General features: G+C 63.9%; 26 protein-coding genes. 13 read left to right on the top strand and 13 right to left on the bottom strand.

Features of this window, described 5'->3' with window-relative positions; translation table 11 throughout:
* Positions 1-19 precede the first annotated feature (19 nt).
* A complete protein-coding gene (locus tag CKO35_RS06095) occupies positions 20-1750 on the top strand; it encodes a putative bifunctional diguanylate cyclase/phosphodiesterase (RefSeq protein WP_200173658.1) in 1731 nt (576 codons plus the stop codon).
* On the opposite strand, the gene CKO35_RS06090 is transcribed toward CKO35_RS06095, so the two are convergent.
* From CKO35_RS06090 to glyQ, 5 genes are read right to left on the bottom strand one after another with little or no spacing between them, the layout of a single operon-like run.
* Positions 1751-2449 (bottom strand): protein tyrosine phosphatase family protein, encoded by a 699-nt coding sequence (locus CKO35_RS06090; RefSeq protein WP_242467051.1) that lies wholly within the window; start codon positions 2447-2449, stop codon positions 1751-1753.
* On the bottom strand, positions 2427-3194 hold the full coding sequence (locus tag CKO35_RS06085) for a lysophospholipid acyltransferase family protein (protein ID WP_200173656.1): 768 nt from the start codon (positions 3192-3194) through the stop codon (positions 2427-2429). The genes CKO35_RS06090 and CKO35_RS06085 overlap by 23 nt, the downstream gene beginning before the upstream one ends.
* Positions 3187-3741, bottom strand: a complete 555-nt coding sequence (gmhB, locus tag CKO35_RS06080; protein WP_200173654.1) for a D-glycero-beta-D-manno-heptose 1,7-bisphosphate 7-phosphatase — start codon at positions 3739-3741, stop codon at positions 3187-3189. Before gmhB ends, CKO35_RS06085 begins: the two co-directional genes overlap by 8 nt.
* Entirely contained in the window at positions 3738-5810 is a 2073-nt protein-coding gene (gene glyS / locus CKO35_RS06075) for a glycine--tRNA ligase subunit beta (RefSeq protein ID WP_200173652.1), read from the bottom strand. The genes gmhB and glyS overlap by 4 nt, the downstream gene beginning before the upstream one ends.
* Positions 5811-5830: 20 nt before the next feature.
* Positions 5831-6751, bottom strand: a complete 921-nt coding sequence (gene glyQ, locus CKO35_RS06070) for a glycine--tRNA ligase subunit alpha (protein WP_200173651.1) — start codon at positions 6749-6751, stop codon at positions 5831-5833.
* A 243-nt stretch (positions 6752-6994) separates the two neighbouring features.
* Here glyQ and CKO35_RS06065 point away from each other — a divergent pair, with 243 nt between their 5' ends.
* The 5 genes from CKO35_RS06065 (at position 6995) to ntrC (ending at position 13177) form a co-directional block, all read left to right on the top strand.
* Positions 6995-8146 carry a cation diffusion facilitator family transporter gene (locus CKO35_RS06065; protein ID WP_200173649.1) on the top strand — a complete coding sequence of 384 codons (1152 nt, stop codon included), beginning with the start codon at positions 6995-6997 and terminating at the stop codon, positions 8144-8146.
* A 258-nt stretch (positions 8147-8404) separates the two neighbouring features.
* The gene (glnA, locus tag CKO35_RS06060) at positions 8405-9814 is read left to right on the top strand and encodes a glutamate--ammonia ligase (RefSeq protein ID WP_200173647.1); all 1410 of its coding nucleotides are present in this window, start codon (positions 8405-8407) and stop codon (positions 9812-9814) included.
* A gap of 106 nt (positions 9815-9920) precedes the next feature.
* The gene (locus tag CKO35_RS06055; RefSeq protein ID WP_200173646.1) at positions 9921-10472 is read left to right on the top strand and encodes a DUF4124 domain-containing protein; all 552 of its coding nucleotides are present in this window, start codon (positions 9921-9923) and stop codon (positions 10470-10472) included.
* A gap of 229 nt (positions 10473-10701) precedes the next feature.
* The gene (glnL, locus tag CKO35_RS06050; RefSeq protein ID WP_200173644.1) at positions 10702-11769 is read left to right on the top strand and encodes a nitrogen regulation protein NR(II); all 1068 of its coding nucleotides are present in this window, start codon (positions 10702-10704) and stop codon (positions 11767-11769) included.
* Entirely contained in the window at positions 11762-13177 is a 1416-nt protein-coding gene (gene ntrC / locus CKO35_RS06045) for a nitrogen regulation protein NR(I) (protein ID WP_200173642.1), read from the top strand. Before glnL ends, ntrC begins: the two co-directional genes overlap by 8 nt.
* A gap of 73 nt (positions 13178-13250) precedes the next feature.
* Here ntrC and CKO35_RS06040 read toward each other — a convergent pair whose 3' ends face one another.
* Positions 13251-14198, bottom strand: coding sequence for a dihydroorotate dehydrogenase (locus CKO35_RS06040; protein WP_200173640.1), 948 nt, complete (start codon positions 14196-14198; stop codon positions 13251-13253).
* Here CKO35_RS06040 and CKO35_RS06035 point away from each other — a divergent pair.
* On the top strand, positions 14197-14664 hold the full coding sequence (locus CKO35_RS06035; protein WP_200173638.1) for a tRNA (cytidine(34)-2'-O)-methyltransferase: 468 nt from the start codon (positions 14197-14199) through the stop codon (positions 14662-14664). The two genes, CKO35_RS06040 and CKO35_RS06035, sit on opposite strands and share 2 nt — an antisense overlap.
* Before the next feature lie 249 nt (positions 14665-14913).
* On the opposite strand, the gene CKO35_RS06030 is transcribed toward CKO35_RS06035, so the two are convergent.
* The 5 genes from CKO35_RS06030 to CKO35_RS06010 form a co-directional block, all read right to left on the bottom strand.
* On the bottom strand, positions 14914-15915 hold the full coding sequence (locus CKO35_RS06030) for an NAD(P)H-dependent glycerol-3-phosphate dehydrogenase (protein WP_200173636.1): 1002 nt from the start codon (positions 15913-15915) through the stop codon (positions 14914-14916).
* 12 nt (positions 15916-15927) lie between these two features.
* A complete protein-coding gene (gene secB, locus CKO35_RS06025; RefSeq protein ID WP_200173635.1) occupies positions 15928-16452 on the bottom strand; it encodes a protein-export chaperone SecB in 525 nt (174 codons plus the stop codon).
* Positions 16453-16693: 241 nt separating this feature from the next.
* A complete protein-coding gene (grxC, locus tag CKO35_RS06020; RefSeq protein WP_338031754.1) occupies positions 16694-16978 on the bottom strand; it encodes a glutaredoxin 3 in 285 nt (94 codons plus the stop codon).
* Between the two features lie 13 nt (positions 16979-16991).
* Positions 16992-17420 (bottom strand): rhodanese-like domain-containing protein, encoded by a 429-nt coding sequence (locus tag CKO35_RS06015; RefSeq protein ID WP_200173633.1) that lies wholly within the window; start codon positions 17418-17420, stop codon positions 16992-16994.
* A gap of 97 nt (positions 17421-17517) precedes the next feature.
* Entirely contained in the window at positions 17518-17841 is a 324-nt protein-coding gene (locus CKO35_RS06010; RefSeq protein ID WP_200173631.1) for an ArsR/SmtB family transcription factor, read from the bottom strand.
* 150 nt (positions 17842-17991) lie between these two features.
* Here CKO35_RS06010 and CKO35_RS06005 point away from each other — a divergent pair, with 150 nt between their 5' ends.
* The 5 genes from CKO35_RS06005 (at position 17992) to CKO35_RS05985 (ending at position 22441) form a co-directional block, all read left to right on the top strand.
* Positions 17992-19149, top strand: a complete 1158-nt coding sequence (locus tag CKO35_RS06005; RefSeq protein WP_242467050.1) for a murein hydrolase activator EnvC family protein — start codon at positions 17992-17994, stop codon at positions 19147-19149.
* A gap of 96 nt (positions 19150-19245) precedes the next feature.
* A complete protein-coding gene (locus CKO35_RS06000) occupies positions 19246-20553 on the top strand; it encodes a S41 family peptidase (RefSeq protein WP_200173627.1) in 1308 nt (435 codons plus the stop codon).
* An 11-nt stretch (positions 20554-20564) separates the two neighbouring features.
* Positions 20565-21383 (top strand): divergent polysaccharide deacetylase family protein, encoded by an 819-nt coding sequence (locus CKO35_RS05995; RefSeq protein ID WP_200173626.1) that lies wholly within the window; start codon positions 20565-20567, stop codon positions 21381-21383.
* Positions 21323-21874 (top strand): DJ-1 family glyoxalase III, encoded by a 552-nt coding sequence (locus tag CKO35_RS05990; RefSeq protein WP_200173624.1) that lies wholly within the window; start codon positions 21323-21325, stop codon positions 21872-21874. Before CKO35_RS05995 ends, CKO35_RS05990 begins: the two co-directional genes overlap by 61 nt.
* Positions 21875-21991: 117 nt before the next feature.
* Entirely contained in the window at positions 21992-22441 is a 450-nt protein-coding gene (locus CKO35_RS05985) for a cytochrome c (protein ID WP_200173622.1), read from the top strand.
* A gap of 216 nt (positions 22442-22657) precedes the next feature.
* Here CKO35_RS05985 and CKO35_RS05980 read toward each other — a convergent pair whose 3' ends face one another.
* Together CKO35_RS05980 and CKO35_RS05975 are read right to left on the bottom strand one after the other, a co-directional pair.
* The gene (locus CKO35_RS05980) at positions 22658-23029 is read right to left on the bottom strand and encodes a DUF6746 family protein (protein WP_242467049.1); all 372 of its coding nucleotides are present in this window, start codon (positions 23027-23029) and stop codon (positions 22658-22660) included.
* Between the two features lie 63 nt (positions 23030-23092).
* A complete protein-coding gene (locus CKO35_RS05975) occupies positions 23093-23479 on the bottom strand; it encodes an LbtU family siderophore porin (protein ID WP_200173618.1) in 387 nt (128 codons plus the stop codon).
* Between the two features lie 38 nt (positions 23480-23517).
* Here CKO35_RS05975 and CKO35_RS05970 point away from each other — a divergent pair.
* On the top strand, positions 23518-23706 hold a 189-nt coding region (locus CKO35_RS05970; RefSeq protein ID WP_200173378.1), incomplete at its 3' end, for a transposase.

Here is a 23706-nt window from a genome sequence, read left to right as displayed (position 1 = left end):
CCAATATGTTGCAAAGGACATGATGCAGCCCCCACCATCCCCGGATATCAGGCATCCCGACGTTGTACAGTTGGCGCAGCGCCTGAATCAGTTACTTGATCATGCCCCCTCCCCCCTCTTCGCGGTAGATGATCAGGGGCGAATTACCTATGTCAATCAGGCGGCCCTGACGCTCCTCGGCTATTCCCGTCCCGCCTTGCTGGGGCAATCGGCCCATACCCTGCTGATGAAGGCCGCCGAGGACGGCACGCCCATTCAATGGGAAGACTCCCCCATCCGTCAGACGCTCCTGGATGGACAGGCCCGGGACCACCTTGAAACCGTGCTGTGGCGCAAGGACCGCCACCCCCGGCATGTCCTGCTTTCCATCTCACCGCTGCGTCAGGCCTCCCGCATCAGTGGTGCGGCCATCGGTTTCAGTGATGCCACCGAATACCGCTCCCTCGCAACCCAGCTGCACTACCTGGCCAGCCATGATCCCCTCACAGGGCTGCTGAACCGCCGCGAAATGATGTTCCGGCTGGAGCGGGCCATTCACGATGCCAGGAAAAACGACCATCGACACGCCCTGATCTACATGGATATTGATCAGTTCAGGCTCGTCAATGACACCTGCGGCCATGAGGCGGGAGATGAACTGCTGCGGCAGATCGGCAACCTGCTGAGCGAGAGCATGCATCCCGGGGATTCCCTGGCACGGCTGAGCGGCGATGAATTTTCTCTCCTGCTGCTGAATGTTTCCCTCGAACAGGGCCTGAACCGGGCGGAAACCCTGCGCGAAGTCCTGCAGGGATTCCAGTTTCGCTGGGAACAACGGGACTTCAGCCTGAGCGCCAGTTTCGGTGTCGTGCCCGTCACTCCGCTCAGCAACCGCGGCATCGCCCTGATGGCGGCCGCGGACACCGCCTGCAATGCCGCCAAGGACAAGGGACGCAATCGGGTCAGCGTTTTCAAGCAAAACGATACCGGATTACTGCGGCTGCAGGGAGAGATGCAATGGGTAAGCCGAATTCAATCGGCCATCAGGGACTCCCGGCTGATCCTCTTTGCACAACCGATCCAGGCGCTTTCGGAAGCCGAAGACAAGGGCACCCATTTTGAAGTCCTGGTCCGCATGAAGGAGGATCAAGATCAGCTGATCAGTCCAGGCGAGTTTCTATCCGTGGCGGAACGATACAACCTGGCCACAGCCATTGACCGATATGTGATCCGGCAAAGCCTTGCCTGGCTGGCAGACCACCGGCCGTTACTGGAACTGCTTGATGCCTGCTCCATCAACCTCTCGGGACACTCGGTGGGTGATGCTCCTTTTCTCGACTTCCTGCTTGAAACCCTTGAACGCGTCAACGTTCCACCCGGGAAACTCTGTTTCGAAGTCACGGAAACCGTCGCCATCGCCAACCTCGACAATGCCAGCCAGTTGTTTTTTCACCTCAGCCAGATGGGCTGCCGATTCTCACTGGATGATTTTGGCAGCGGGATGTCTTCCTTCGGCTACCTCCGCACCCTTCCGGTCACCTATCTGAAGATTGACGGCACCTTCGTGCGTGACGTGGCGCAAGATACCACCGACCGGGCCCTCGTAAGCTCCATCAACGACATCGCGCACCTCATGGGCAAACAGACCATCGCCGAATACGTTGAGTCGGAGGCCATCCTGAAGATACTCCGGGAAATCGGGGTCAACCATGTACAGGGGCATTTCATCGGGGCACCCAGGCCACTGGAATCCATGGTGCTCGGGCGCTGACTACTCCCTGCGCAATACCCGGTCAACCAGGGCGTTCACGACCGGTTGGTGCCGAAAGGCCTTTTTCAGCGCCTTGCGATCGTAGCAGGTATCCACCCACTCCAGCAGGGGCATGGATGACTCCGCCGTGTCCTGAAGATAGGCCTCGAAGAAATGATCCAGCAGGCCGGTCTTGGCCCAGCGGTAATGAAAATAAGGCCACAGACGCAACTGCCCTGTCTGCGTCAGGGGGACCCCCTCCATCCAGTGCAGATACAGGGTACTCATCAGCCCGGCCCGGTCCGCCCCGGACTTGCAATGAAACCAGACGGGATAGGCGATGCGATGGAGCAGTTCATGGGCCTCGTGAATCACCTCCGGGGTGGGCAGGTCCCGGGAGTGGAGCTTCAGATGATGCAGCGCCACACCCAGCCGTTCACAGGCGTCCGCCTCCAGGGCCAGCATGGGGTTGTCCGGCTCGTCCCCCCTCAGATTGATCACGGTGCGGATGCCATGACGGGGGATGCGCTGATACAGATGCCGGGGTGACGGCTGTCCCGAGCGCCAGGCCTGACCGGAAATCCGGTGAAAATTGGACAGACCGTACTCCCTCACCCAGCCGTCGTCCAGCCACAGGGCCCACAGGTAGGCCCGGCGCCGCCCGGATCGTGTGCCCGGATCCCAGCGCGGAGGCGCCTCACCCATGGGGTTGCCCTGCATCCGGCCCGGGCAATCCGCACAGCACCGCCGTACGGGACTCGATCCAGGCCTGGACATCCTTCATGATGGCCTCGGGCTTTCTGCCCTCGGTGGGGATGGGCGGCCCGACCTCCACCTGGATGGTCCCCGGATACTTGAGGAAACTGTTGCGGGGCCAGAACAGGCCCGCATTGTGGGCCACCGGGATCACCGGCCGACCGCTGCGGGCCGCCAGCACCGCCCCGCCCACCTTGTAACGGCCCTGGTGGCCGGGCGGCGTCCGCGTTCCCTCCGGGAACAGGACCACCCACAACCCCCGGTCGAGCCGGTCCAGTCCCTGGGCCACCAGCTGATCCATGGCCTTGCGACCGGCGGCCCGGTCCAGGGCAATGGGTTCCAGCATGCCCAGAGCCCAGCCGAAAAAGGGGATGCGCAACAGCTCCTGCTTGAGCACCCACACCTGGGGCGGGATGAACTGCTGCAGGGCGAGGGTCTCCCAGGCCGACTGGTGCTTGCACATCAGCACCCGGGCCTCGCCTCCCAGATACTCGGTCCCGGTCACGGTATAGCGTAGCCCGCAGGTCAGCGTCAGCCACCACAGATTGAAGCGAGTCCATTGGGACAGCAGCCGGAAACGGCCATGCCATTTCAGCGGCAGCAGCAGGGGGCTGAAAAGGGCGAACAGGACCGTGGACAGGGCCATGCCGACCCAGAACAGGCCCGCCCGCAGATACAACTCCGGTTTTGAAGAGGCAGGTTCAGTCATGAATTTGATCCGTTTCAGTCAGCAGATGTTCCACCACCTCGGCCAGGTCCGCAAAGACCGGCGTGCCCGCGGGTACCCGTCCTTCGGCGAGGGCCTTAAGGCCGTTGCCGGTCCGAACCAGGATCGGGGTACAACCGGCGGCGGCGGCGGCCTGGAGATCGCGCGGGGAATCACCCACGGCAGGAACCCCGGTCAGGGGCACGCTGAATGCCCGGCCGATGCGTTCGAACAGACCCGGCAGGGGCTTGCGGCAGTCGCAACCCTCATCCGGACCGTGGGGACAGTAGAAGATCCCGTCGATGCGCCCCCCCAGGGGCGCCAGGGTCACCTCCATGTGCCGGTGGATGGCCCGCAGGGTGGGCAGATCGAATAGGCCCCGGGCCAGACCCGACTGGTTGGTGGCCACCACCACGCACCAGCCGGCCCGGGTCAGACGGGCGATGGCCTCCAGGCTTCCGGGCAACGGTACCCATTCCGCCGGCGACTTGATGTAGTCGGGGGAATCCCGGTTGATGACCCCGTCCCGATCCAGGATGACGAGCTTCACGGCAGCCGGGACAGGTCCGCCACCCGCAGGAACAGCCCCGCCAGGCGATTGAGCAACGCCACCCGGTTATCCCGCAGGGCCGGGTTCTCGGCCATCACCATCACCTGATCGAAGAAGGCGTCCACGGGACCGCGCAGGGCCGCCAGCCGGGTCAGGCCCTCGGTGTACTCGCCCGCATCCAGATGGGCGGCCACCGCCTCCCGTAACCCCTCCAGGTGGCGATGCAGATCCTGCTCCGCCGGCTCCGCCAGCAGGCCGGTCTCCACCCGGTCGGGCAGGCCGCCCTCCACCTTGCGCAGGATGTTGTGAATGCGCTTGTGCGCCGCCGCCAGGGCCTCGGCTTCCGGCAGTCCCAGGAAATGCTCCACCGCCCGCACCCGGCGGTCGAAATCCAGGGGACGGGTGGGCCGCACCGCCAGCACCGCCTCGAACACCTCGGGGCGGATACCCCGATCCAGGTAATAGGCCCGCAGACGCTCCATCACGTACTCCAGCACCTGGGGCACGGCCGGGACGGCGGGCACCCGGCCCTCGTAGCCTTCCGCGGTCTGTTGCAGCAGGGTTTCCAGATCCAGGGGCAGCTCCAGTTCCACCAGGATGCGCAGCACCCCCAGGGCGGCCCGGCGCAGACCGAAGGGGTCCTTGGCGCCGGTGGGCTTCTGGCCGATGGCGAAGATCCCCACCAGGGTATCCAGACGGTCCGCCAGGGCCAGCACCCGACCCACCGGACCGGCCGGCAGGACATCCCCCGCGTGGCGGGGCAGATACTGCTGCTCCAGGGCCTCGGCCACCGCCTCCGGCTCGCCGTCATGGGCGGCGTAGTAGCGCCCCATGGTGCCCTGCAGTTCGGTGAACTCGAACACCATCTGGGTCTGCAGGTCGCACTTGCTCAGCAGGGCGGCCCGGCGGGCCTGATCGGGATCGGCCTCCATGTCCCGGGCCAGCAACCCCGCCAGGCGCACCACCCGCAGGGTCTTGTCGTGCAGGCTGCCCAGCTTGTGCTGGAACACCACCGTCTTCAGGGCCTCCAGATGGCTCTCCAGGGGACGGCGGCGATCCTGGTTCCAGAAGAATTCCGCGTCGGAGAAGCGGGGCCGGATCACCCGTTCGTTGCCCTCCCGCACCCGCTCCGGCGCCCGGGAGTCCACGTTGCTGATGGTGATGAAGTGGGGCATCAGGCGCCCTTCCCCGTCCACCACCGGGAAGTATTTCTGGTTGTCCTGCATGGTGGAGATCAGTGCCTCCTGGGGCACCTCCAGGAAACGGGCCTCGAAATGGCCCACCACCGCCACCGGCCATTCCACCAGGGCGGTCACCTCATCCAGCAGATCCGCCTCGATCACCGCCCGACCGCCCAGCTCGGCGGCGGCGGCCTCCACCTGGCCGCGAATGGCGGCGCGTCGGGCCTCGAAGTCCACCTTCACCCAGCCCTGGGTCTCCAGCAGCGGGGCATATTCGGACGGCGCGGACAGGGTCAGGGCCGCGGGGTGATGGAAGCGATGCCCCCGGGTCTCGCGACCCGCCGGGATGCCCAGGATGGAGGCCTGGATGACCTCGGAACCCAGCAACATCACCACCCAGTGCACCGGACGCACGAATTCCGCGTCACCATCGCCCCAGCGCATGCGCTTGGGAATGGGCAGGGCCGCCAGGGCGGCCTCGACGATAGCAGGCACCAGGGCGGCGGTGTCACGCCCCGGCTCCAGGTGACGATGCACCAGCCAGGCGCCCTTGTCCGTTTCCAGGCGCTCCAGGTCGGTCACCGCCACGCCGCAGGAGGCGGCAAACCCCTGGGCGGCACGGGTGGGGTTGCCCTGGGCATCGAAGGCGGCGGCCAGGGCCGGCCCCCGACGCTCCATGGCCTGATCCGCCTGACGCGGCGGCAGGCCCCTGACCCACACCGCCAGGCGGCGGGGCGCGGCATAGGCCACATGGTCAACGGGGTCAAGGCCGGCATCCGCAAGCCCCTTGACGACGCCGTCCGCAAAGGCATCCCGCAGCCCCTTGAGGGCCTTGGGCGGCAGCTCTTCAGTGCCGATCTCGATCAGAAGATCCTGTGTCTCGCTCATGATATTGATCCAGTCCCAGGTCAGGTGCGTTCGGCCTTGGCCGCGTCGGGGAGCATGGGGAAGCCCAGCTGTTCACGGGCGGCGTAGTAGGCCTCGGCGACGGCGCGGGCCAGTTCACGCACCCGCAGGATGTAGCGCTGCCGCTCGGTGACGGAGATGGCGCGCCGGGCATCCAGCAGGTTGAAGGTATGGGAGGCCTTGAGCATCTGCTCGTAGGCCGGCAAGGGCAGCCCCTGGGCGATGAGGTGCTTGCTCTGTTGCTCGCAGGTCTCGAACCAGCCGAACAGGGAAGCCACATCGGCATGTTCGAAATTGTAGGTGGACTGCTCCACCTCGTTCTGGTGGTAGACGTCGCCGTAGGTGACCACACCCTGGGGCCCCCGGGTCCAGACCAGGTCGTAGACGCTCTCCACCCCCTGCAGGTACATGGCGATGCGCTCCAGACCGTAGGTGATCTCGCCGCTCACCGGCCGGCAGTCCAGGCCGCCCACCTGCTGGAAATAGGTGAACTGGGTCACTTCCATGCCGTTGAGCCAGACCTCCCAGCCCAGGCCCCAGGCGCCCAGGGTGGGGGATTCCCAGTTGTCTTCCACAAAGCGGATGTCATGGACCAGGGGGTCGATGCCCAGGGCCTGCAGGGAACCCAGGTAGAGCTGCTGGATGTCCGGCGGCGAAGGCTTGAGCAGCACCTGGAACTGGTAATAGTGCTGCAGCCGGTTGGGGTTTTCCCCGTAGCGGCCGTCGGTGGGACGGCGGGAGGGCTGCACGTAGGCGGTGCGCCAGGGTTCCGGGCCGATGGCCCGCAGGAAGGTGGCGGCATGGAAGGTACCCGCTCCCATTTCCATGTCGTAGGGCTGGAGCAGCACGCAACCGTGGCCCGCCCAGTAGTCCTGCAGGGCCAGGATGAGGCCCTGGAAGGTAGAGACGTCGTGAGAAGACATGAGGATCGACCCGAGTGATTCGTGGATGGCGCGACCCCGATCGTGGGTCGTGCAAAGCCTGACAGTATAACGGTGGCCGGTGGCGGGCGCCCAGTCCCGTGCGTGACCGGATCGGCCCCGCGGCCCCCTGCTCGCCGACAGAGCGTCAATGGGAGACGGGACTGGGCGCCCGTGTCACCAGGGTTTACAATCTCGCTTCCCGAAGCCGTGCCCACCCGGGCCCACCCCTGCACGAGACTCCCCATGTCAGCCGGGCTCCCCAGCGAACAGCGTTATCAGGCCATGCGCCGTGTCACCCTCATCGGCGCCATGACCAACCTGAGCCTGGCGACGGCACAGATCACCGGCGGCTGGATCAGTCACTCCCAGGCCCTGATCGCCGACGGCGTCCATACCCTCTCCGACCTGATCAGCGATATCATGGTCCTGTTCGCCGCCCGCAAGGCCAACGAAGCCGCCGACACCAATCATCCTTATGGCCACGGCCGCATCGAGACCCTGGCCACCGTGGCGGTAGGACTGATCCTGTCCGGCGTGGCCGTGGGCATCATGACCGATGCCGCCCGACGCCTGCTGAACCCGGAAGAACTCCTGAGCCCCACCCCCCTGGCCCTGATCCTGGCGGCGATCGCCATCATCAGCAAGGAGGCCCTTTACCACTACACCATGCGCGTGGCCAAAAGGGTTCGCTCGCGCATGCTGGAGGCCAACGCCTGGCACCACCGCTCCGACGTGGTCTCGTCGGTGGTGGTGCTGGTGGGCGTGGGCGCCACCCTGGCCGGCCTGCCCTTCATGGATGCCGTGGCGGCCATCCTGGTGGCCCTGCTCATCGGCCACATGGGGGGCAAGCTGATCTGGAACAGCGCCCGGGAACTCATCGATACCGGGGTGGAGGCGGAGGAGCAGGAACGCATGCTGGAGGCAGTGCGCCAACTGGACGGCATCCAGGGGGTTCACGGCCTGCGCACCCGGCGCATGGCGGGCACCCTGCTGGCGGATATCCATGTCCAGGTCGCGCCCCGCATCAGCGTCTCCGAGGGCCATCACATCGCGGATGCCGTCTGCGTGGCCATGCACGGGGTCCAGGACGAACTGGGGGACATCCTGGTCCATATCGATCCGGAAGACGATCAGCAAGAAGCCCCGAGCAGCCATCTGCCCAATCGCACCGAGATGCTCGAACGCCTGCGGGCGCAATGGCATGACGTACCGGCATCCCGGCATGTGGACCCGGTGATCATCCATTATCTTCAGGGGCAGGTGCACCTGGAGCTGCAGTTGCCCCTCGGGCTTTTCAACAACCTGGCGGAGGCCCAGGCCGTTGCCCGTCAACTGGTGACGGCGAGCCTGCGTGCAGAGGACGTGGGTCAGGTAGAGGTGCTGTTCCGGCACTGACAGGCACCGCTGACGGGCATTATCCACGAAAAGACACAGACCAAACGCCCCAAAACAGCGCAAAATACTTAAAAACGCACTAAGATTGCGCATGCGATCATTGAGCAAGCCCCAAAATTCGCACCAAAAGGCCTCCGCAACCCAGCTCAACACCATGGCACGCTTCATGCTTCCCATGGTTCGACCGAATTGAACGCCCGCACCGCGCGGGAATCCGTTTCAACAGGCCTCTCTCATTCAAGCCCTGGAGGAGTACGCATGTCAGCAGCAGACGTTCTGAATATGATCAAGGAAAACGGCGCCAAATTCGTCGATTTCCGTTTTGTGGACAGCCGCGGCAAGGAACAGCACGTGACCGTGCCCGCCCACACCGTCGATGAGGACGTGCTGGAAGGCGGCAAGATGTTCGACGGCTCCTCCATCGCCGGCTGGAAGGGCATCAACGAATCCGACATGATCCTCATGCCCGATGTGGATACCGCCGTCATGGATCCCTTCTTTGACGAGCCCACCCTGAACCTGCGCTGCGACGTGGTGGAACCGGCCACCATGCAGGGTTATGACCGCTGCCCCCGCTCCTTGGCCAAGCGCGCCGAGGCCTATCTGGCCAGCACCGGCATCGCCGACACCTGCCTGTGGGGTCCGGAAAACGAATTCTTCGTCTTTGACGACATCAAGTGGGGCAACTCCATTCAGGGCGCCTTCTTCAAGATCGACTCCGACGAGGCCTCCTGGAACTCCGAAAAGGTGTTCGAGGACGGCAACATCGGTCACCGCCCCTCCGTGAAGGGCGGCTACTTCCCGGTTCCCCCGGTGGACAGCCTGCAGGACCTGCGCTCCGCCATGTGCCTGGTGCTGGAGGAAATGGGCCTCAAGACCGAAGTGCACCACCACGAAGTGGCCACCGCCGGCCAGTGCGAGATCGGTGTCGGCGCCGGCACCCTGACCCGCAAGGCCGACGAGGTACTGATCCTCAAGTACGTGATCCAGAATGTGGCCCACAACTACGGCAAGACCGCCACCTTCATGCCCAAGCCCCTGGTGGGCGATAACGGCAGCGGCATGCACGTGCACCAGTCCCTGGCCAAGGACGGGCAGAACCTGTTTGCCGGCGACAAGTACGGCGGCCTGTCCGAAACCGCCCTGTACTACATCGGCGGCATCATCAAGCACGCCCGCGCCCTGAACGCCTTCACCAACGCCTCCACCAACAGCTACAAGCGTCTGGTGCCCGGCTTCGAAGCCCCGGTGATGCTGGCCTACTCCGCCCGCAACCGTTCCGCTTCCATCCGGATTCCGTGGGTGTCCAGCCCCAAGGCCCGCCGCATCGAGGTGCGCTTCCCGGACTCCACCGCCAACCCCTACCTGGCCTTCTCCGCCATGCTGATGGCCGGCCTGGACGGCATCCAGAACAAGATCCATCCCGGCGAGGCCATGGACAAGAACCTGTACGACCTGCCTCCCGAAGAGGAAAAGCAGATCCCGCAGGTCTGCCATGCCCTGGACCAGGCTCTGGAAGCCCTCAACAAGGACCGCGCCTTCCTGACCGCCGGCGGCGTATTCACCGACGACATGATCGATGCCTACATTGATCTGAAGATGGAAGAAGTGACCCGCCTGCGCATGACCACCCACCCGGTGGAGTTCGATCTGTACTACAGTCTGTAAGTACAAGACGGGCCGCGGTCCAGAACGCAAAACCCCCGGCTTGCCGGGGGTTTTGCTTTTCTGTATTACAGACTACAAGACCAGAGCGGAAACACAGGACGACATCATGCCCCTGCTGCCATTGCTGTTGCTGTTGCTGTTACCGGCCCAGCCCGCCCATGCCCAGATCTACCACTGGATCGATGAACAGGGCCGCACCACCTTCGGTGACACGCCGCCGGAAGGCGTGGAGGCACGCCCCATCCATGTTGAGCAGCCCACAACCACCCCCGGACTACCCGAAATCCGGCGCACGCCCACCGCACCCGATGAAACCGCCGAGCGGGAAGCAGCGGAAACCTACCAGCAACTCTCCATCAGCAGCCCCGAAAATGCCGGGGTCGTACGCACCAATATTGAACAGGTATCGGTTGCGCTTCACCTGACCCCGGAACTTCAGACCGACAAGGGCCACCGCATCCGCATCCGCCTGGACGGCAACGCCACCACCATCACCCAGACCCCAAGAACCACGCTGCAGAACGTGACCCCGGGGACACACACACTGCAGGCGGAGATCCTGGATCGTGACGGGAACGTCCTGATCCGCTCCGAAACAACCACATTCCATCTTCTGCGCACCACTGTGCAGCAGCAATCCCGCCCCCGCGCACCCTGACAATGTCATCCGGTCAGTCCATGGCAACATGCCCTGGCCCGGAAAAGCCATTCGACCACACCATCGCACCATCATGGTGCGTGCTATGATCCCAATATGCCCATACGCCCGACGGGGATACTCCGACCCAGGCATGAATAGCTGAAGCCTGCCGCCAACTTCCCGGGCAACCTCGCCGGCCCCCTTGTGCCCGCCAAAACTGGTCCGCTTTTTGCATGGGGGATTTTGTATGCCTCAAGATCACAACCTGCATCGACAGCTACTGGAAACCCTGACCACTGCCGTCCTGGTGGCGGACGCCCGATTGTGTCTGGTCTACATGAACCCGGCGGCGGAAATGCTGATGGAGATGAGCCTGAACCGGATTCAGGGGCTATCCATCCAGGGGCTGTTTCGTGAGGACGAGACCTTCATCAGCAGCCTGCGACAGTCCCTTGAAACCGGCCACCCCTTCACGGAACGGGAACGACTTCTGGGGCTGCACTACGCCCGTGAAGTCACCGTGGATCTGACCGCTTCCCCCATCTCCGAGCCGGGGCACCCCCGCCAACTCCTGGTGGAACTGATCCAGGTCGACCGGCAGCTGCGCATCACCCGGGAAGAACAACTCCTCAACCAGCAATCCGCCACACGGGCACTGGTTCGCGGCCTGGCCCATGAGATCAAGAATCCCCTGGGCGGACTTCGCGGCGCGGCCCAACTGCTGGAACGGGAACTGCCGGACCCGGAGCTAAGGGAATACACCCGCATCATCATTGGCGAGGCGGACCGCCTGCAAAACCTGGTCAACCGCATGCTGGGTCCAAACAGCCTGCCCCAGTGCAGGCGCCTGAACATTCACCGGGTACTGGAGCATGTGCGCAGCCTGGTGAGCGTGGAGGCCCCGGAAGGCATTCAGATCCGAACCGACTATGACCCCAGCATTCCCGACGTCAACGCCGACCAGGACATGCTGATCCAGTCGGTACTCAATATCGTGCGCAACGCGGTGCAGGCCATGGGTGACACCGGGAAAATCAAACTGAGAACCCGGGTGCGGCGCCAGTACACCATCGGCCAGATCCGCCACAAGCTGGTGGCCCTGATCCAGGTGATCGACGACGGGCCGGGCATCAGCGAGGACATCCGCGAGCGCATCTTTTTCCCCATGGTCTCGGGTCGCGCCGGCGGCACGGGACTCGGGCTCTCCATCGCCCAGTCACTGCTCAACCAGATGGGCGGCCTGATCGAATGCACTTCCCGTCCTGGGCAGACAGTATTCTCACTGCTGATCCCCGTGGAGCTTATGGATGACTAGACGCGAACACATATGGGTCATTGACGACGACCGCTCCATCCGATGGGTGCTGGAACGGGCGATGAACAAAGCGGGCATCGAAGTCACCTCCTTTGCCTCCGCCTCGGAAGCGCTGGAGAACTTTGAACGTGATGTTCCCGATGCCCTGGTGACCGACATTCGCATGCCGGGCATGGATGGCCTGGAACTGCTCAGCCGGCTGCAGCGCGAATACCCCGAGCTGCCCGTCATCATCATGACCGCCCACTCGGACCTAGAAAGCGCAGTCTCTGCGTATCAGGGCGGCGCTTTCGAATATCTGCCCAAGCCCTTCGACGTGGACGATGCCGTCTCGCTGGTGAAGCGGGCCTGCCAGGCCCGCAGGGAACGCGGCCGGGAAGAGCCGTCGGGCAACAGCAAGACCCCGGAGATCATCGGCGAGGCGCCGGCCATGCAGGAGGTATTCCGCGCCATCGGACGGCTGTCCCGCTCCAACATCACCGTCCTCATCAACGGTGAGTCAGGCACCGGCAAGGAACTGGTGGCCCATGCCCTGCACCGCCACAGCCCCCGCGCCCACATGCCCTTCATCGCCCTGAACACCGCCGCCATCCCCAAGGATCTGCTGGAATCAGAGCTGTTTGGTCACGAGAAGGGTGCCTTCACCGGTGCCCAGAGCGCCCGGCGCGGACGCTTCGAGCAGGCGGACGGCGGCACCCTGTTCCTGGACGAGATCGGCGATATGCCGGCGGAGCTGCAGACCCGCTTGCTGCGGGTATTGGCGGACGGCGAATTCTACCGGGTCGGCGGACACATGCCGGTGAAGGTGGATGTGCGCATCATCGCCGCCACCCACCAGAACCTGGAAAGCCGGGTCCAGGAGGGCCTGTTCCGGGAAGACCTGTTCCATAGGCTGAACGTGATCCGCATTCACGTCCCGGCCCTGCGGGAACGGCGCCAGGACATCCCCTTGCTGCTGAATCACTTCCTGGGCACGGCGGCGGCCGAGCTGAACGTGGAACGCAAGGTGCCGCTGCCGGAGGTACTGGATTATCTTTCGGCCCTGGACTGGCCCGGCAACGTACGACAACTGGAGAACCTGTGCCGCTGGCTCACGGTCATGGCCTCGGGCCGTGAAATCCATACCAACGACCTGCCACCGGAGCTGCACGAGCGCTCCGGCAACACCCATGGCGGCGGCTGGGAGGAAGAACTGGCCCACTGGGCCGAGCAGGAGCTGGCGCGGGGCAATGCCTCACTACTGGATCGCGCCACCCCGGCCTTCGAACGCATCATGATCACGGCCGCCCTGAAAAAGACCGGCGGGCGCCGCCAGGATGCGGCAAGACTGCTGGGCTGGGGACGCAATACGCTCACCCGCAAGATCAACGAACTGAACATGGATGAAGGCGAGGACCTGGGGGCCTGAAGAACCGGCCCCCACCCCTTCATGCCGGATTGACTTGAATCAGCAGGTGACGCAACCCGGACCCGGCGTGGATTCAATTGAGCTGCAGGGAGCCGGTCAACTCGGACACATGGCCAAAACCATGGCGCCGCAGGTAATCCTGGATACCGGCATTGATCTTCTGGCACAGCAGCGGATCATAGAACAGCCCCGTTCCCACCCCGACCGCGGTGGCGCCCGCCAGCAGGAACTCGATGGCGTCGGTGGCGCTGGCCACCCCGCCCTGACCGATGATGGGCACCCCGTGGGGCCTGGCCACCTGATAGACCTGATGGACCCGCAGCAGGGCCACCGGCTTGATGGCCGGACCGGACAGGCCGCCCTGATTGTTGCCGATCACGGTGCGACGGCGCTCGGCATCAATGGCCATGCCCATCAGGGTATTGATGGCGGAAAAGGCATCGGTACCGGCCTCAATGCAGCGACGGGCATTGGCCGCGATATCCGTCTGATTGGGTGACAGCTTGGTGATCAGCGGCTTGCCGGTGGCCTTGCGGCAGGCCTCCACCACCCGGGCGGACATGTCCGGATCATTGCCGAAGGCCACGCCGCCTTCCTTCACGTTGGGGCAGGAGATGTTGATCTCGATGGCATCCACCGGAGAATCGTCAAAACGGCGGGTGACCTCAATGTATTCCTCAATGGTGGAACCTGAGACGTTGGCGATGAAGCGGGTCTCGTCATAGTCCAGGCCGGGCAGGATCTCGTCCACCACGAAGTCCACCCCGGGGTTCTGCAGACCGATGGCATTGAGCATGCCGCCGGGGGTCTCGTAGACCCGGTGAGGGGCATTGCCCGGACGGGCCTGACCCGTGGTGCCCTTGAGGCAGATGGCGCCCACATGGCGATTGGAGAAGCCCGCCACACGGGTATACTCCTCGCCGAACCCCACGCAGCCCGAGAGCAGCACCAGGGGGGAAGCCATGGAAAGCCCGCAGAAATCGATCGCAAGGGCCTGTTTAGGGGAAGTGTCGACTGGCATGTTTCACATCGTCCTGTATCAACCGGAGATACCACCCAACACGGGTAACGTCATGCGTCTGGCGGCCAATACCGGCTGCCGGTTGCACCTGATTCACCCGCTGGGGTTCACGCTGGATGACGCGCGCCTGCGGCGCGCAGGGCTGGATTATCGGGATCTGACTTCGGTGACGGAGTATGACAGCCTGAGTGCCTTCTCGGAAGCCGTACATCCGCGGCGGGTGTTCGCCCTGTCCACCCGGGGCAGCCGGATTTACAGCGAGGTTATGTTCCAGCCGGGGGATGCGTTCCTGTTCGGCCCTGAAACCCGGGGCTTGCCGGATGCGGTACTGGGAAGCCTTCCCGGGGAGGAGCGCCTGCGTATCCCCATGGTAACGGGAAGCCGCAGCCTCAACCTGTCCAACTCGGTGGCCGTGGTGGTAATGGAGGCCTGGCGGCAACTAGGCTACCCCGGTGCCGCCACCTGAGGATGTGCAGGACGAGTCATTCCCGCGCCCCATCCCGCCCCGTCATTTCCGCGATCCACTCCCGTCATTCCCGCGAAAGCGGGAATCCGGCGGCAGACTGAAAATCCTGGACTCCCGCCTTCGCGGGAGTGACGATGCTATTCCCCGCGAAGATGACGCTGTTTCACCACGGGAGCGGCGGTGTTTTCCTGAACGTCTTCTGACACGACATGCGCAATCCCGAATCAAAGGGGTCGCCGGAAGACGGCTCTAGAACTCCGGCTTGGGATCCCGGCTCAGCAACTCTTCCACCGCCGCCATCGGCGCCAGACCTTCATAGAGAACCCGGTACACCTGCCGGCAGATGGGCATGTCCACTTGCAGGGCCGCCGCCTTGGCCACCGCCACACGGGCCGTGCGCACCCCCTCCACCGCCTGACCAATGGCGGCCACCGCTTCCTCCATCCCCTGCCCCTGCCCAAGGGCCAGGCCGAGGCGACGGTTACGGGACTGGTTGTCGGTACAGGTCAGCACCAGATCCCCCAGGCCAGACAACCCCATCAGCGTCTCGTTGCGGGCGCCGGTGGCGGCCCCCAGGCGCATCAGTTCGGCCAGTCCCCGGGTGATCAGCGCGGCACGGGCATTGGCACCGAAACCCAGACCGTCGGAAACACCCGCGGCAATGGCCAGCACATTCTTGAAGGCACCCCCCAGCTGTACACCCACCACGTCGTCGCTGGTGTACACCCGCAGCGTGCCCCCGGCCAGCCAGGCACGGGCATCTTCGGCAAATACCGGATCCGGCGCGGCCAGAGTCAATGCAGTAGGCAGGCCACGCCCCAGCTCGGAAGCGAAGGAAGGACCGGAAGCCACCCCCCAGTGCACATCCCCGGGAAGTTCTTCCAGCACCAGCTCATGCAGCCAGCGGGTGGTTTCCAGATCCAGGCCCTTGGTGGCCCACACCAGCCCTCGCCCCGGCAGATGCGGGGCGATTCGGCGCAGGATGTCGTGAAAGCCACTGCTGGGCACGGCCAGCAACACCCGGTCAGCCTCGGACACCATGGCATCCAGATCATCGCCGGGTGTCAGGGTCGCGGGGAACGGGGCATCCGGCAGATAGCGGGCATTGCGACCGGCGACCCTCATCTCCGACATCCGGCCGCCGTCACGGCCCCACAGGCCGACCTTCAGCCCCTTGCGGGCAAGATGGATGGCCAGCGCTGTCCCCCAGGAGCCGGCGCCAAGGACCGCCACATGACGCACGTCGCGCATGAATGCTGAAACTCAGTTCAGGGGCGTCGGCGCGGCATTGGCATCACCGCCCTGGGCCGCCTGCTGCTCGTTTCTCAGTTTCTGCGCATACAGGGCATCAAAATTGACCGGGGCCAGCAGCATTTGCGGGAAACCACCGCGGGTGACCAGATCGGAGATCGCCTCGCGGGCAAAGGGGAACAGCAGATTGGGGCAGTAAGCCGCCAGCAGCGGACCCATTTGATCCTGGGGGATCCCCCGCAGCACAAAGGCGCCGGCCTGCTTCACCTCCACCAGATAGGCTGCCTTGTCCTGGGACTTGGTGGTCACAGTCACCGTCAGCTCCACCTCGAAGAGACCATTCTCATCCAGGGGGCGGGCCTGGGAATTCAGCTGCACCTGAGTCTCCGGCTTCCACTCGCGGGTAAAGACGGCGGGGGAGTTGGGCGATTCGAAGGAAATGTCCTTCACATAAATCTTCTGCAGCCCGAACTCCTGCTGCGGCTGTCCCTGGGCAGCGCCATCGGCGTTGGGTTTGGGTGCCATATTTTCCGTCATGGTGACTCCAGTGACTGGTTGGGTAACAAGATGATCCGACGGGCAATAATAGGGGGAGCGCCCCGGGGCTGCAAATCAGGCGGAAACCGCCGGTACCTGGACACCTGAAACCCTGTCTTTCAACACAGCCATTGCAGTCCGGGCAGGCATCGCTCCAAACCGGGCATCAACGGGATCCGTGCAGCCCCAAAAGTGGGAAAGTCACCTGACGGGAGAAGAAACCGGGCCGGCAGGGCCCGCCTCAATCACTCACCAGACCCAACAGGACATCCAGTTCGCCCCGTCGATCAAGCTCCACCAGATCGGTATACCCACCCAGATGCCGGTCTCCGGCAAACACCTGAGGCACCGTTTCCCGCCCTGATCGTCGCTCCATCAGCTCGCGCTGTGCCGGATCCTGATCCACCCGTATCTCATCGAAGGACACACCCTTGCCCTTGAGCAGTCGCCGGGCCAGCATGCAGAAGGCGCAGGAACCCGTGCCGTACATCACCACGTCATGGCCGGGGGAAGACGATGAATCCACCGCGGGAGCCCTTTTATTTCTTGCTCAGGGGCAGACTGGCTGACTCCCAGGCCAGGACGCCACCCTGGAGATTGACCACGTTCTGGAAACCGTCCTTGACCAGGGTGTTGCAGGCCTGACCGGAACGGGCGCCGGTCTGGCAGTAAACGATGACGGTCTTGTCCTTGAATTTGCCGATCTCGGTGACACGGTCCTTGAACTTGGTCAGGGGAATGTGGCGGGCACCGGCAATCTTGCCGGTCTGACGGGCCTCGGCCTCCTCGCGGACATCCACCACGACGGTCTGATCCTGATTCATGATCCGGACCACTTCAGCCGGCCCGAGCACCTTGTACTTTCTCGTAAGACGGGTGTATTCGGTGTAGCCGATGGCACCAATGACAGCCGCCAGCAGACCGAACAGGAGGGGATGATTGGCAATAAACTCCAGGTATTGGTCCATGGATCGCTCAAGACTCGTGAATCATTGGAAAGGGCGCATTCTGAAGCCATGCGCCCCCGCGGGCAAGTCGGCCGATCCCGCGCATGAACCGAAAGACCTAAAGGGAACGACAGAACACATCCTGCATCATACCGATCAGACGCAGGGTTCTGGCATCACTGACCCGGTAATAGACACGGTTGGCATCCTTGCGGGAGGCCAGAATGCCCTTGTCGCGCAGAATGGCCAGGTGCTGGGATATATTGCTCTGGGAGGTTCCCACATGATCGACGATCTCCTGCACGCTCACCTCCCTGTCACCCAGGACACAGAGGATCTTGAGGCGCAGGGGATGGGCCATGGCCTTGAGGGAGCGGGAGGCACGCTCGATATCTTCCTCCTTGCTCAAAAGATCGGGAATCATGTCGGATACTGTGTTCATGGAGGCTTGAGGCCGGTCAGGTTGCCACCTTGGCCATGGACCTGATGGCGATATATTAGTATTGGATGATTAGATTATGATCTTTATCAAAAATATTTCAACGATTTTACGTATCTGCCGCCCATGATACCCCGGCCACGCCACCTCGTTATGGCCCTGCTCATCCCCTTGCTGGGTCTTCCCTCCCATCTTCCGGCCGGCACGGAGCGGGAAGAGGCCGTGCGGCGCCTGGAGCAGGTGCAACGACAGATCCAGCAGGTCCGGGGGCGTCTGGAAGCGGCCCGAGGGGAGCAGGGCCGGCTGGAGGCACAGTTGCGGGAAATGGAACGCGCCATGGCGCAGACCGCCCGGGATCTGGCCACCAGCGAAGAGGCCCTCAAGACCACGGAGGTCCGTCTGCGGGAGCTGGAACGCCGGCAACGGGACGAGATGGCCAGACTGGAGGCCCATCGCACCGCCCTGGCCACCCAACTCCGCAGCGCCTACCAGGCCGGCAGGCAGGACCATCTTAAGCTGCTTCTCAACCAGGAAGACCCCGCCCGGGTCGGGCGCATGCTGGTGTATTACGAACACTACAACCGTGCCCGGCATGCCCGGATCGAGGCCGCCACCCAGGCCCTGGCGGCGCTGGCCGAGACCCGTCACCAGCTCGACCTGACCCGCCTGCAACAGACCGAACAGCGTCGCACCCTGCTGGCGCACCAGGACCAGCTGGAACGGCAACGCCGGGAACGGGCCCAGGTCCTGGAGAAACTGCGCCGGGAAATCGCCCAGGCGGGCACGTCACTCTCCCGCCTGCAGACGGACCAGGAGAGCCTCGAAGAACTGCTCAAGACCCTGGACCGGGTCCTGAGCGACATTCCCGACGACGCCCTGCCGAACCAGGCCTTTGCCGACCGGCGTGGCAAACTGCCGTTCCCCGTCCAGGGGGAGATCATTCACCGTTTCGGCGGCACCCGGGACAGCGGCACCGGCCGCCGCTGGCAAGGTCTGGTCATCGGTGCCCGGGAGGGAGAACCCGTCAAGGCCATTCACCACGGCCGGGTCGCCTTCGCAGACTGGATGCGGGGGTTCGGCATGCTGCTGATCATCGACCACGGCGGTGGCTACATGACCCTCTACGGGCATAACCAGGCGCTTTACAAGTCACCGGGAGACTGGGTGCAGGCCGGCGACCTGATTGCCCGGGTGGGCGACAGCGGCGGCAGTGAACGGGCGGGCCTGTATTTCGAGATTCGTCACAAAGGCAGTCCGGTGAACCCCTCCCAATGGTGCGACTCTAAGCTCCCAGTGGTAGGCTCTCGCTAACAAGCGCAACATAGGGGCCATCCGGTCAGATGATCCGCATCGATCAAGCCCTCAATCGCCCCCCAATACAGGGAGCATGATTTGGAGTTCAAGGCTATGAGTACCCAAACCCGCGTCGGCGCCGGCCTGTTGATGGGCCTGATTCTGGGCGTTGCACTGAGCGTCTCCTTCGGCGTCATGGCGGATCGCCAGCAACACGAGGCCGATGCCCTGCCGCTGGAGGACCTGCGCGCCTTCACCGACGTCTACATGCGCATCAAACGCAACTACGTGGAAGAAGTCGAGGATTCCAAGCTGCTGGAGAACGCCATTCGCGGCATGCTCTCGGGGCTGGACCCACATTCGTCCTATCTCACCCCCAGCGAATTCTCGGAACTCCAGATCGGCACCAGCGGCGAGTTCGGCGGCCTGGGCCTGGAAGTGGGCATGGAGGACGGCTTCGTCAAGGTCATCTCCCCCATCGACGATACACCCGCCAGTCGTGCTGGCATCCAGTCCGGTGACCTGATCATTCGCCTGGATGACAACCCGGTGAAGGGCATGACCCTGAATGAAGCGGTCAACAAGATGCGCGGTCCCCGGGGCAGCAAGATCACCCTCACGGTGGTCCGTGAAGGCGTGGATCGCCCCTTCGAAGTCACCCTGACCCGTGACACGATCCGTGTGCGAAGCGTGCGCAGCGAGATACTGGAGCCGGGTTTCGGCTACCTGCGCATCACCACCTTCCAGTCCAAGACCGCTCAGAATCTGGTGGAGGAAATCCGCAAGCTGCAGCGGGAAAGCGGCGGACTCAAAGGACTGGTGCTGGATCTTCGCAACAACCCCGGCGGCGTGCTCAACGGGGCCGTGGGCGTGTCCGACGCCTTCCTCACGGAAGGCCTGATCGTCTACACCGAGGGCAGAGTGAGCGATGCCCAATTCCGCTATACCGCCTCGCCCGGCGACGTGCTCAAAGGCGCGCCGCTGGTGGTGCTGGTGAACCAGGGCTCCGCCTCCGCCTCGGAAATCGTCGCAGGAGCCCTGCAGGACCACCAGCGCGGCATCATCATGGGCACCCCCACCTTCGGCAAGGGCTCGGTGCAGACCATCCTGCCCCTGAACCAGGGCAAGGCACTCAAGCTGACCACCGCCCGTTACTACACGCCGTCGGGCCGCTCCATCCAGGCAGAAGGCATCGAGCCTGACATCAAGCTGGAACCGGTCACCGTAGCCCGGGCGGAAACCCCGGACGTTCGCCCCATCACCGAGGCCCAGCTCAACCGTCACCTGCAGGGCCGCGAGGGTGCCACCGAAACCAGCGCCCAGGATGATGACGACAAGGAACCGCTGGCCCAGCGGGATTTCCAGCTCTACGAAGCCCTGAACCTGCTCAAGGGCCTGGATATCCTCCAGGCCCGACGGTAGGGCCGGGCCCCGTGCGCATCCCGGGCCTGGGCGCCCTGGCACTGTGCCTGTGTCTGTTCACCGGCCCCCTGTGGGCCGGTGAACGTCTGCCCTTCATTGCCATCATCATTGATGATCTGGGCAATGACCCACGGGAGGCCCGACGCACCACCAATCTCCCGGGCGCCGTCACCTGTGCCGTACTGCCCCATCTCCGTTTCTCCGCGGCCTCGGCGGAAATGGCCCATCAGCGGGGCAAGGAAGTGATGCTGCACCTGCCCATGGAAGCGGACAACGGCAGTGATCCGGGGCCGGGTGCCATCCTGAGCCATCTGGATGAAGAAGAAACTCGCCTGCGCGTTCGCCGGGCCCTGGACTCGGTGCCCCATGTACGAGGCGTGAACAACCACATGGGCAGCCGCCTCTCCAGGGAATATCATCACCTGGCCTGGGTGATGTCTGAACTACGGGGCCGTGACCCCGATCTCTACTATGTGGACAGCCGCACCCATGTGGAAACCCTGGGGCGTCATGTGGCCGAGTGGGCGCGCCTGAACGCCACGCAGCGGGATGTCTTTCTGGATTCCCGTCCCCATGACCTGGAATTCGCCCACATGCAGATGCAGCACTTGATCCGGCTGGCCCGGACCCAGGGGCATGCCCTGGCCATCGGCCATCCCTACCCGGCCACCCTGCAGATGCTGGAAGAAATGCTTCCCACCCTGGCGTCCCGAGGGATACGCCTGTTACCGGTCAGTGAATATCTCAAGCAGAAGGAGGAAGTTCGCCAATGGCACGCATCCTTATCCCCCTCGCCAACGGCTGCGAGGAACTTGAAGCCGTTACCCTGATCGACCTGCTGCGCCGGGCCGACTTCGAGGTGGTCACCGCCGGCCTGGAACCCGGCCCCGTCACCGGCGCACACGGTATCGTACTGGTGCCGGACACGGAACTGGAACAGGCTCGGCACGAGTCGTATGACCTGATGGTGCTGCCCGGCGGTCTGCCCGGCTCGGACCATCTCAATGATGATCCCCGCATCCACACACTGCTGCGCAAGCTCCATGATGAAGGGCGCTACGTCGGGGCCATCTGCGCCGCACCCAAGGTGCTGGCCAAGGCCGGGTTGCTGGCGGATCGTCGGGCCACGGCCTACCCCACCGTCCTGGAAGGCATGGGGCTTGCCGATACCCGACTCACCGGACAGCCGGTGGAAGTGGATGGCAACGTGGCCACTTCCCGTGGCCCGGGTACCGCCATGGAGTTCGCCCTCGCCCTGATCGAACTGCTGGCCGGCGCCGACAAGCGCAAACAGGTGGAAGACCCCCTCTGCCGTTGCTGACGAATCCATGAGGGGCCGCCCCAGGGATTGATTGCGGGGCGGCCGCCCGCGCCGCCTTTCTTGCACCGCGACATGGCAAGGGGTAGTGTGGGGAAGGATCATTCTTCGGTAAACGTCATGTCTCGCCTTTTTATTGCCTTCATCCTGCTGTCCATCCCCGCGCTAACCCTGGCACAGGCACCGGAACCACCCCCGGACCACAGACACCTGGTGGAAATGCCCACGCTGCAAAGGGAACTGCTCAGGGAGGAAATGCAGGAACACCTGATTGCCTATCAACGCATCCTTGATCTGCTGGCTCGGGGAGAACTGGCACAGGCGGGGGAAATGGCGGAGAACACCATGGGCATCAGTACCATGGGCAAGCATGCCGCCGCCACGCGAGGCCTGGGAGGCCCGGGACGATTCATGCCCGACGCCATGCGGCAGATGGGGTTTGCCATGCATGAGTCCGCCACCGAATTCGCCAAGGTGGCCGAACAGGGGGAGCTGCAGGAGGCCTTGAAGGCCCTGCACGAACTCACGGCCACCTGCGTGGCCTGTCATATGTCCTTCCGGACGCGTTGAAAGCTGCGGGATTGTCGAGTATCCCACCGGCACTCCCAACCTTACCGGCACTCCCAACCTTACCGGCACTTTCAACCTTAACGTCGCTCCCGCGAAAGCGGGAGCCCAGGGGTTGCCACTGCCTGCCCGGATTCCCGCCTGCCAGGGAATGACGCAGGCAGAAAACCCGGGCTCCCCCTTGCGAGGGAATGACAGCGGCACTACGCAGCTTAAGGCTTACTTGATGACCTTGCGGGAGACGGACAGATACTCTTCACCCTTGGCCTTCACCAGAGCAAAGTCATTCTCCTCGGAAGCCACGTGCAGCTCTTCCAGGGTCTCTGCCAGTTCTTCCAGCTCATCATTGATCTTTTCCAGCGCCACTTCCAGGGTATAGGTCAGCTCATGGACCTCGGCCACCTTTTCGAAGGTCAGCTCGCCGGCCAGCACGGCCTCCAGCTTGGCGTTGTACTCGCTGAAGTTCTTGACCGCCTGCTCCAGGGTTTCCGAAGGCGTCCCCTTGAAGTGCTCGACGCGATCGGCCATGACACTGCCGGAAGCCAGACCCAGGCCGGCGGCCAGGGCAACGGTGAGGAAGGTCTTTTTCATGATTTGCTCCAAAAGCTCACAAATTGAAATGGATTGAAAGGGTGCAGGTCGAGGCCTGCGGACTTAGAACTCTGCCGCCAGTTGCACCAAGAAGGCATTGGCGGAGTCGCCGGTACCACCATCGCGCTCACGGTAATCGCGGTCATGGCTGTACTCGAAGGAAAGGGACAGCTGATCCATCAGGGCGACGGATACACCGGCCAGATAGCGGTAGCGCGGCAGTTCCAGTCCATCCTCAATGAATGCCTCGCTGCTGCCCTGGGCGGCGGCGGCCAGGGTCACCGGGCGCTGCAGACCATCCAGCTCCCAGGCCAGTTCCACGCCCCAGACGCTGGGACGGGCGCCCTTGCCATTGAACTCAAGCTGTTCGGCATCAAAACGCTTTTCCGCCACCACATACTCGGCGGCCAGGGTGAAGGGACCATGAAGTGGTCCAATTGTAGCGGACACCCCGTTAAGCCCTCGTAGGCTATGCATTGGAGGTGTTCATGAGCAAGAAGGCACGACGTCGATACACGGCGGAATTCAAGGCTGAGGCAGTGGCGTTGGTTGAGCGCCAGGGGTATGGGGTGGCCGAAGCTGCCCGGTCTCTGGGAATCAATCGCAGCCTGTTGGATCGGTGGTTGCGCAAGGAACGTGAGCGGCAATCTCCCCAGCATGACCAACAGGAGGACCAG

Source organism: Ectothiorhodospira shaposhnikovii (assembly GCF_016584105.1).
In the GTDB taxonomy this organism is placed as follows: domain Bacteria; phylum Pseudomonadota; class Gammaproteobacteria; order Ectothiorhodospirales; family Ectothiorhodospiraceae; genus Ectothiorhodospira; species Ectothiorhodospira shaposhnikovii.
The sequence above is the reverse complement of the archived record's forward strand: the minus strand, read 5'-3'. Positions and strand labels throughout refer to the sequence as shown.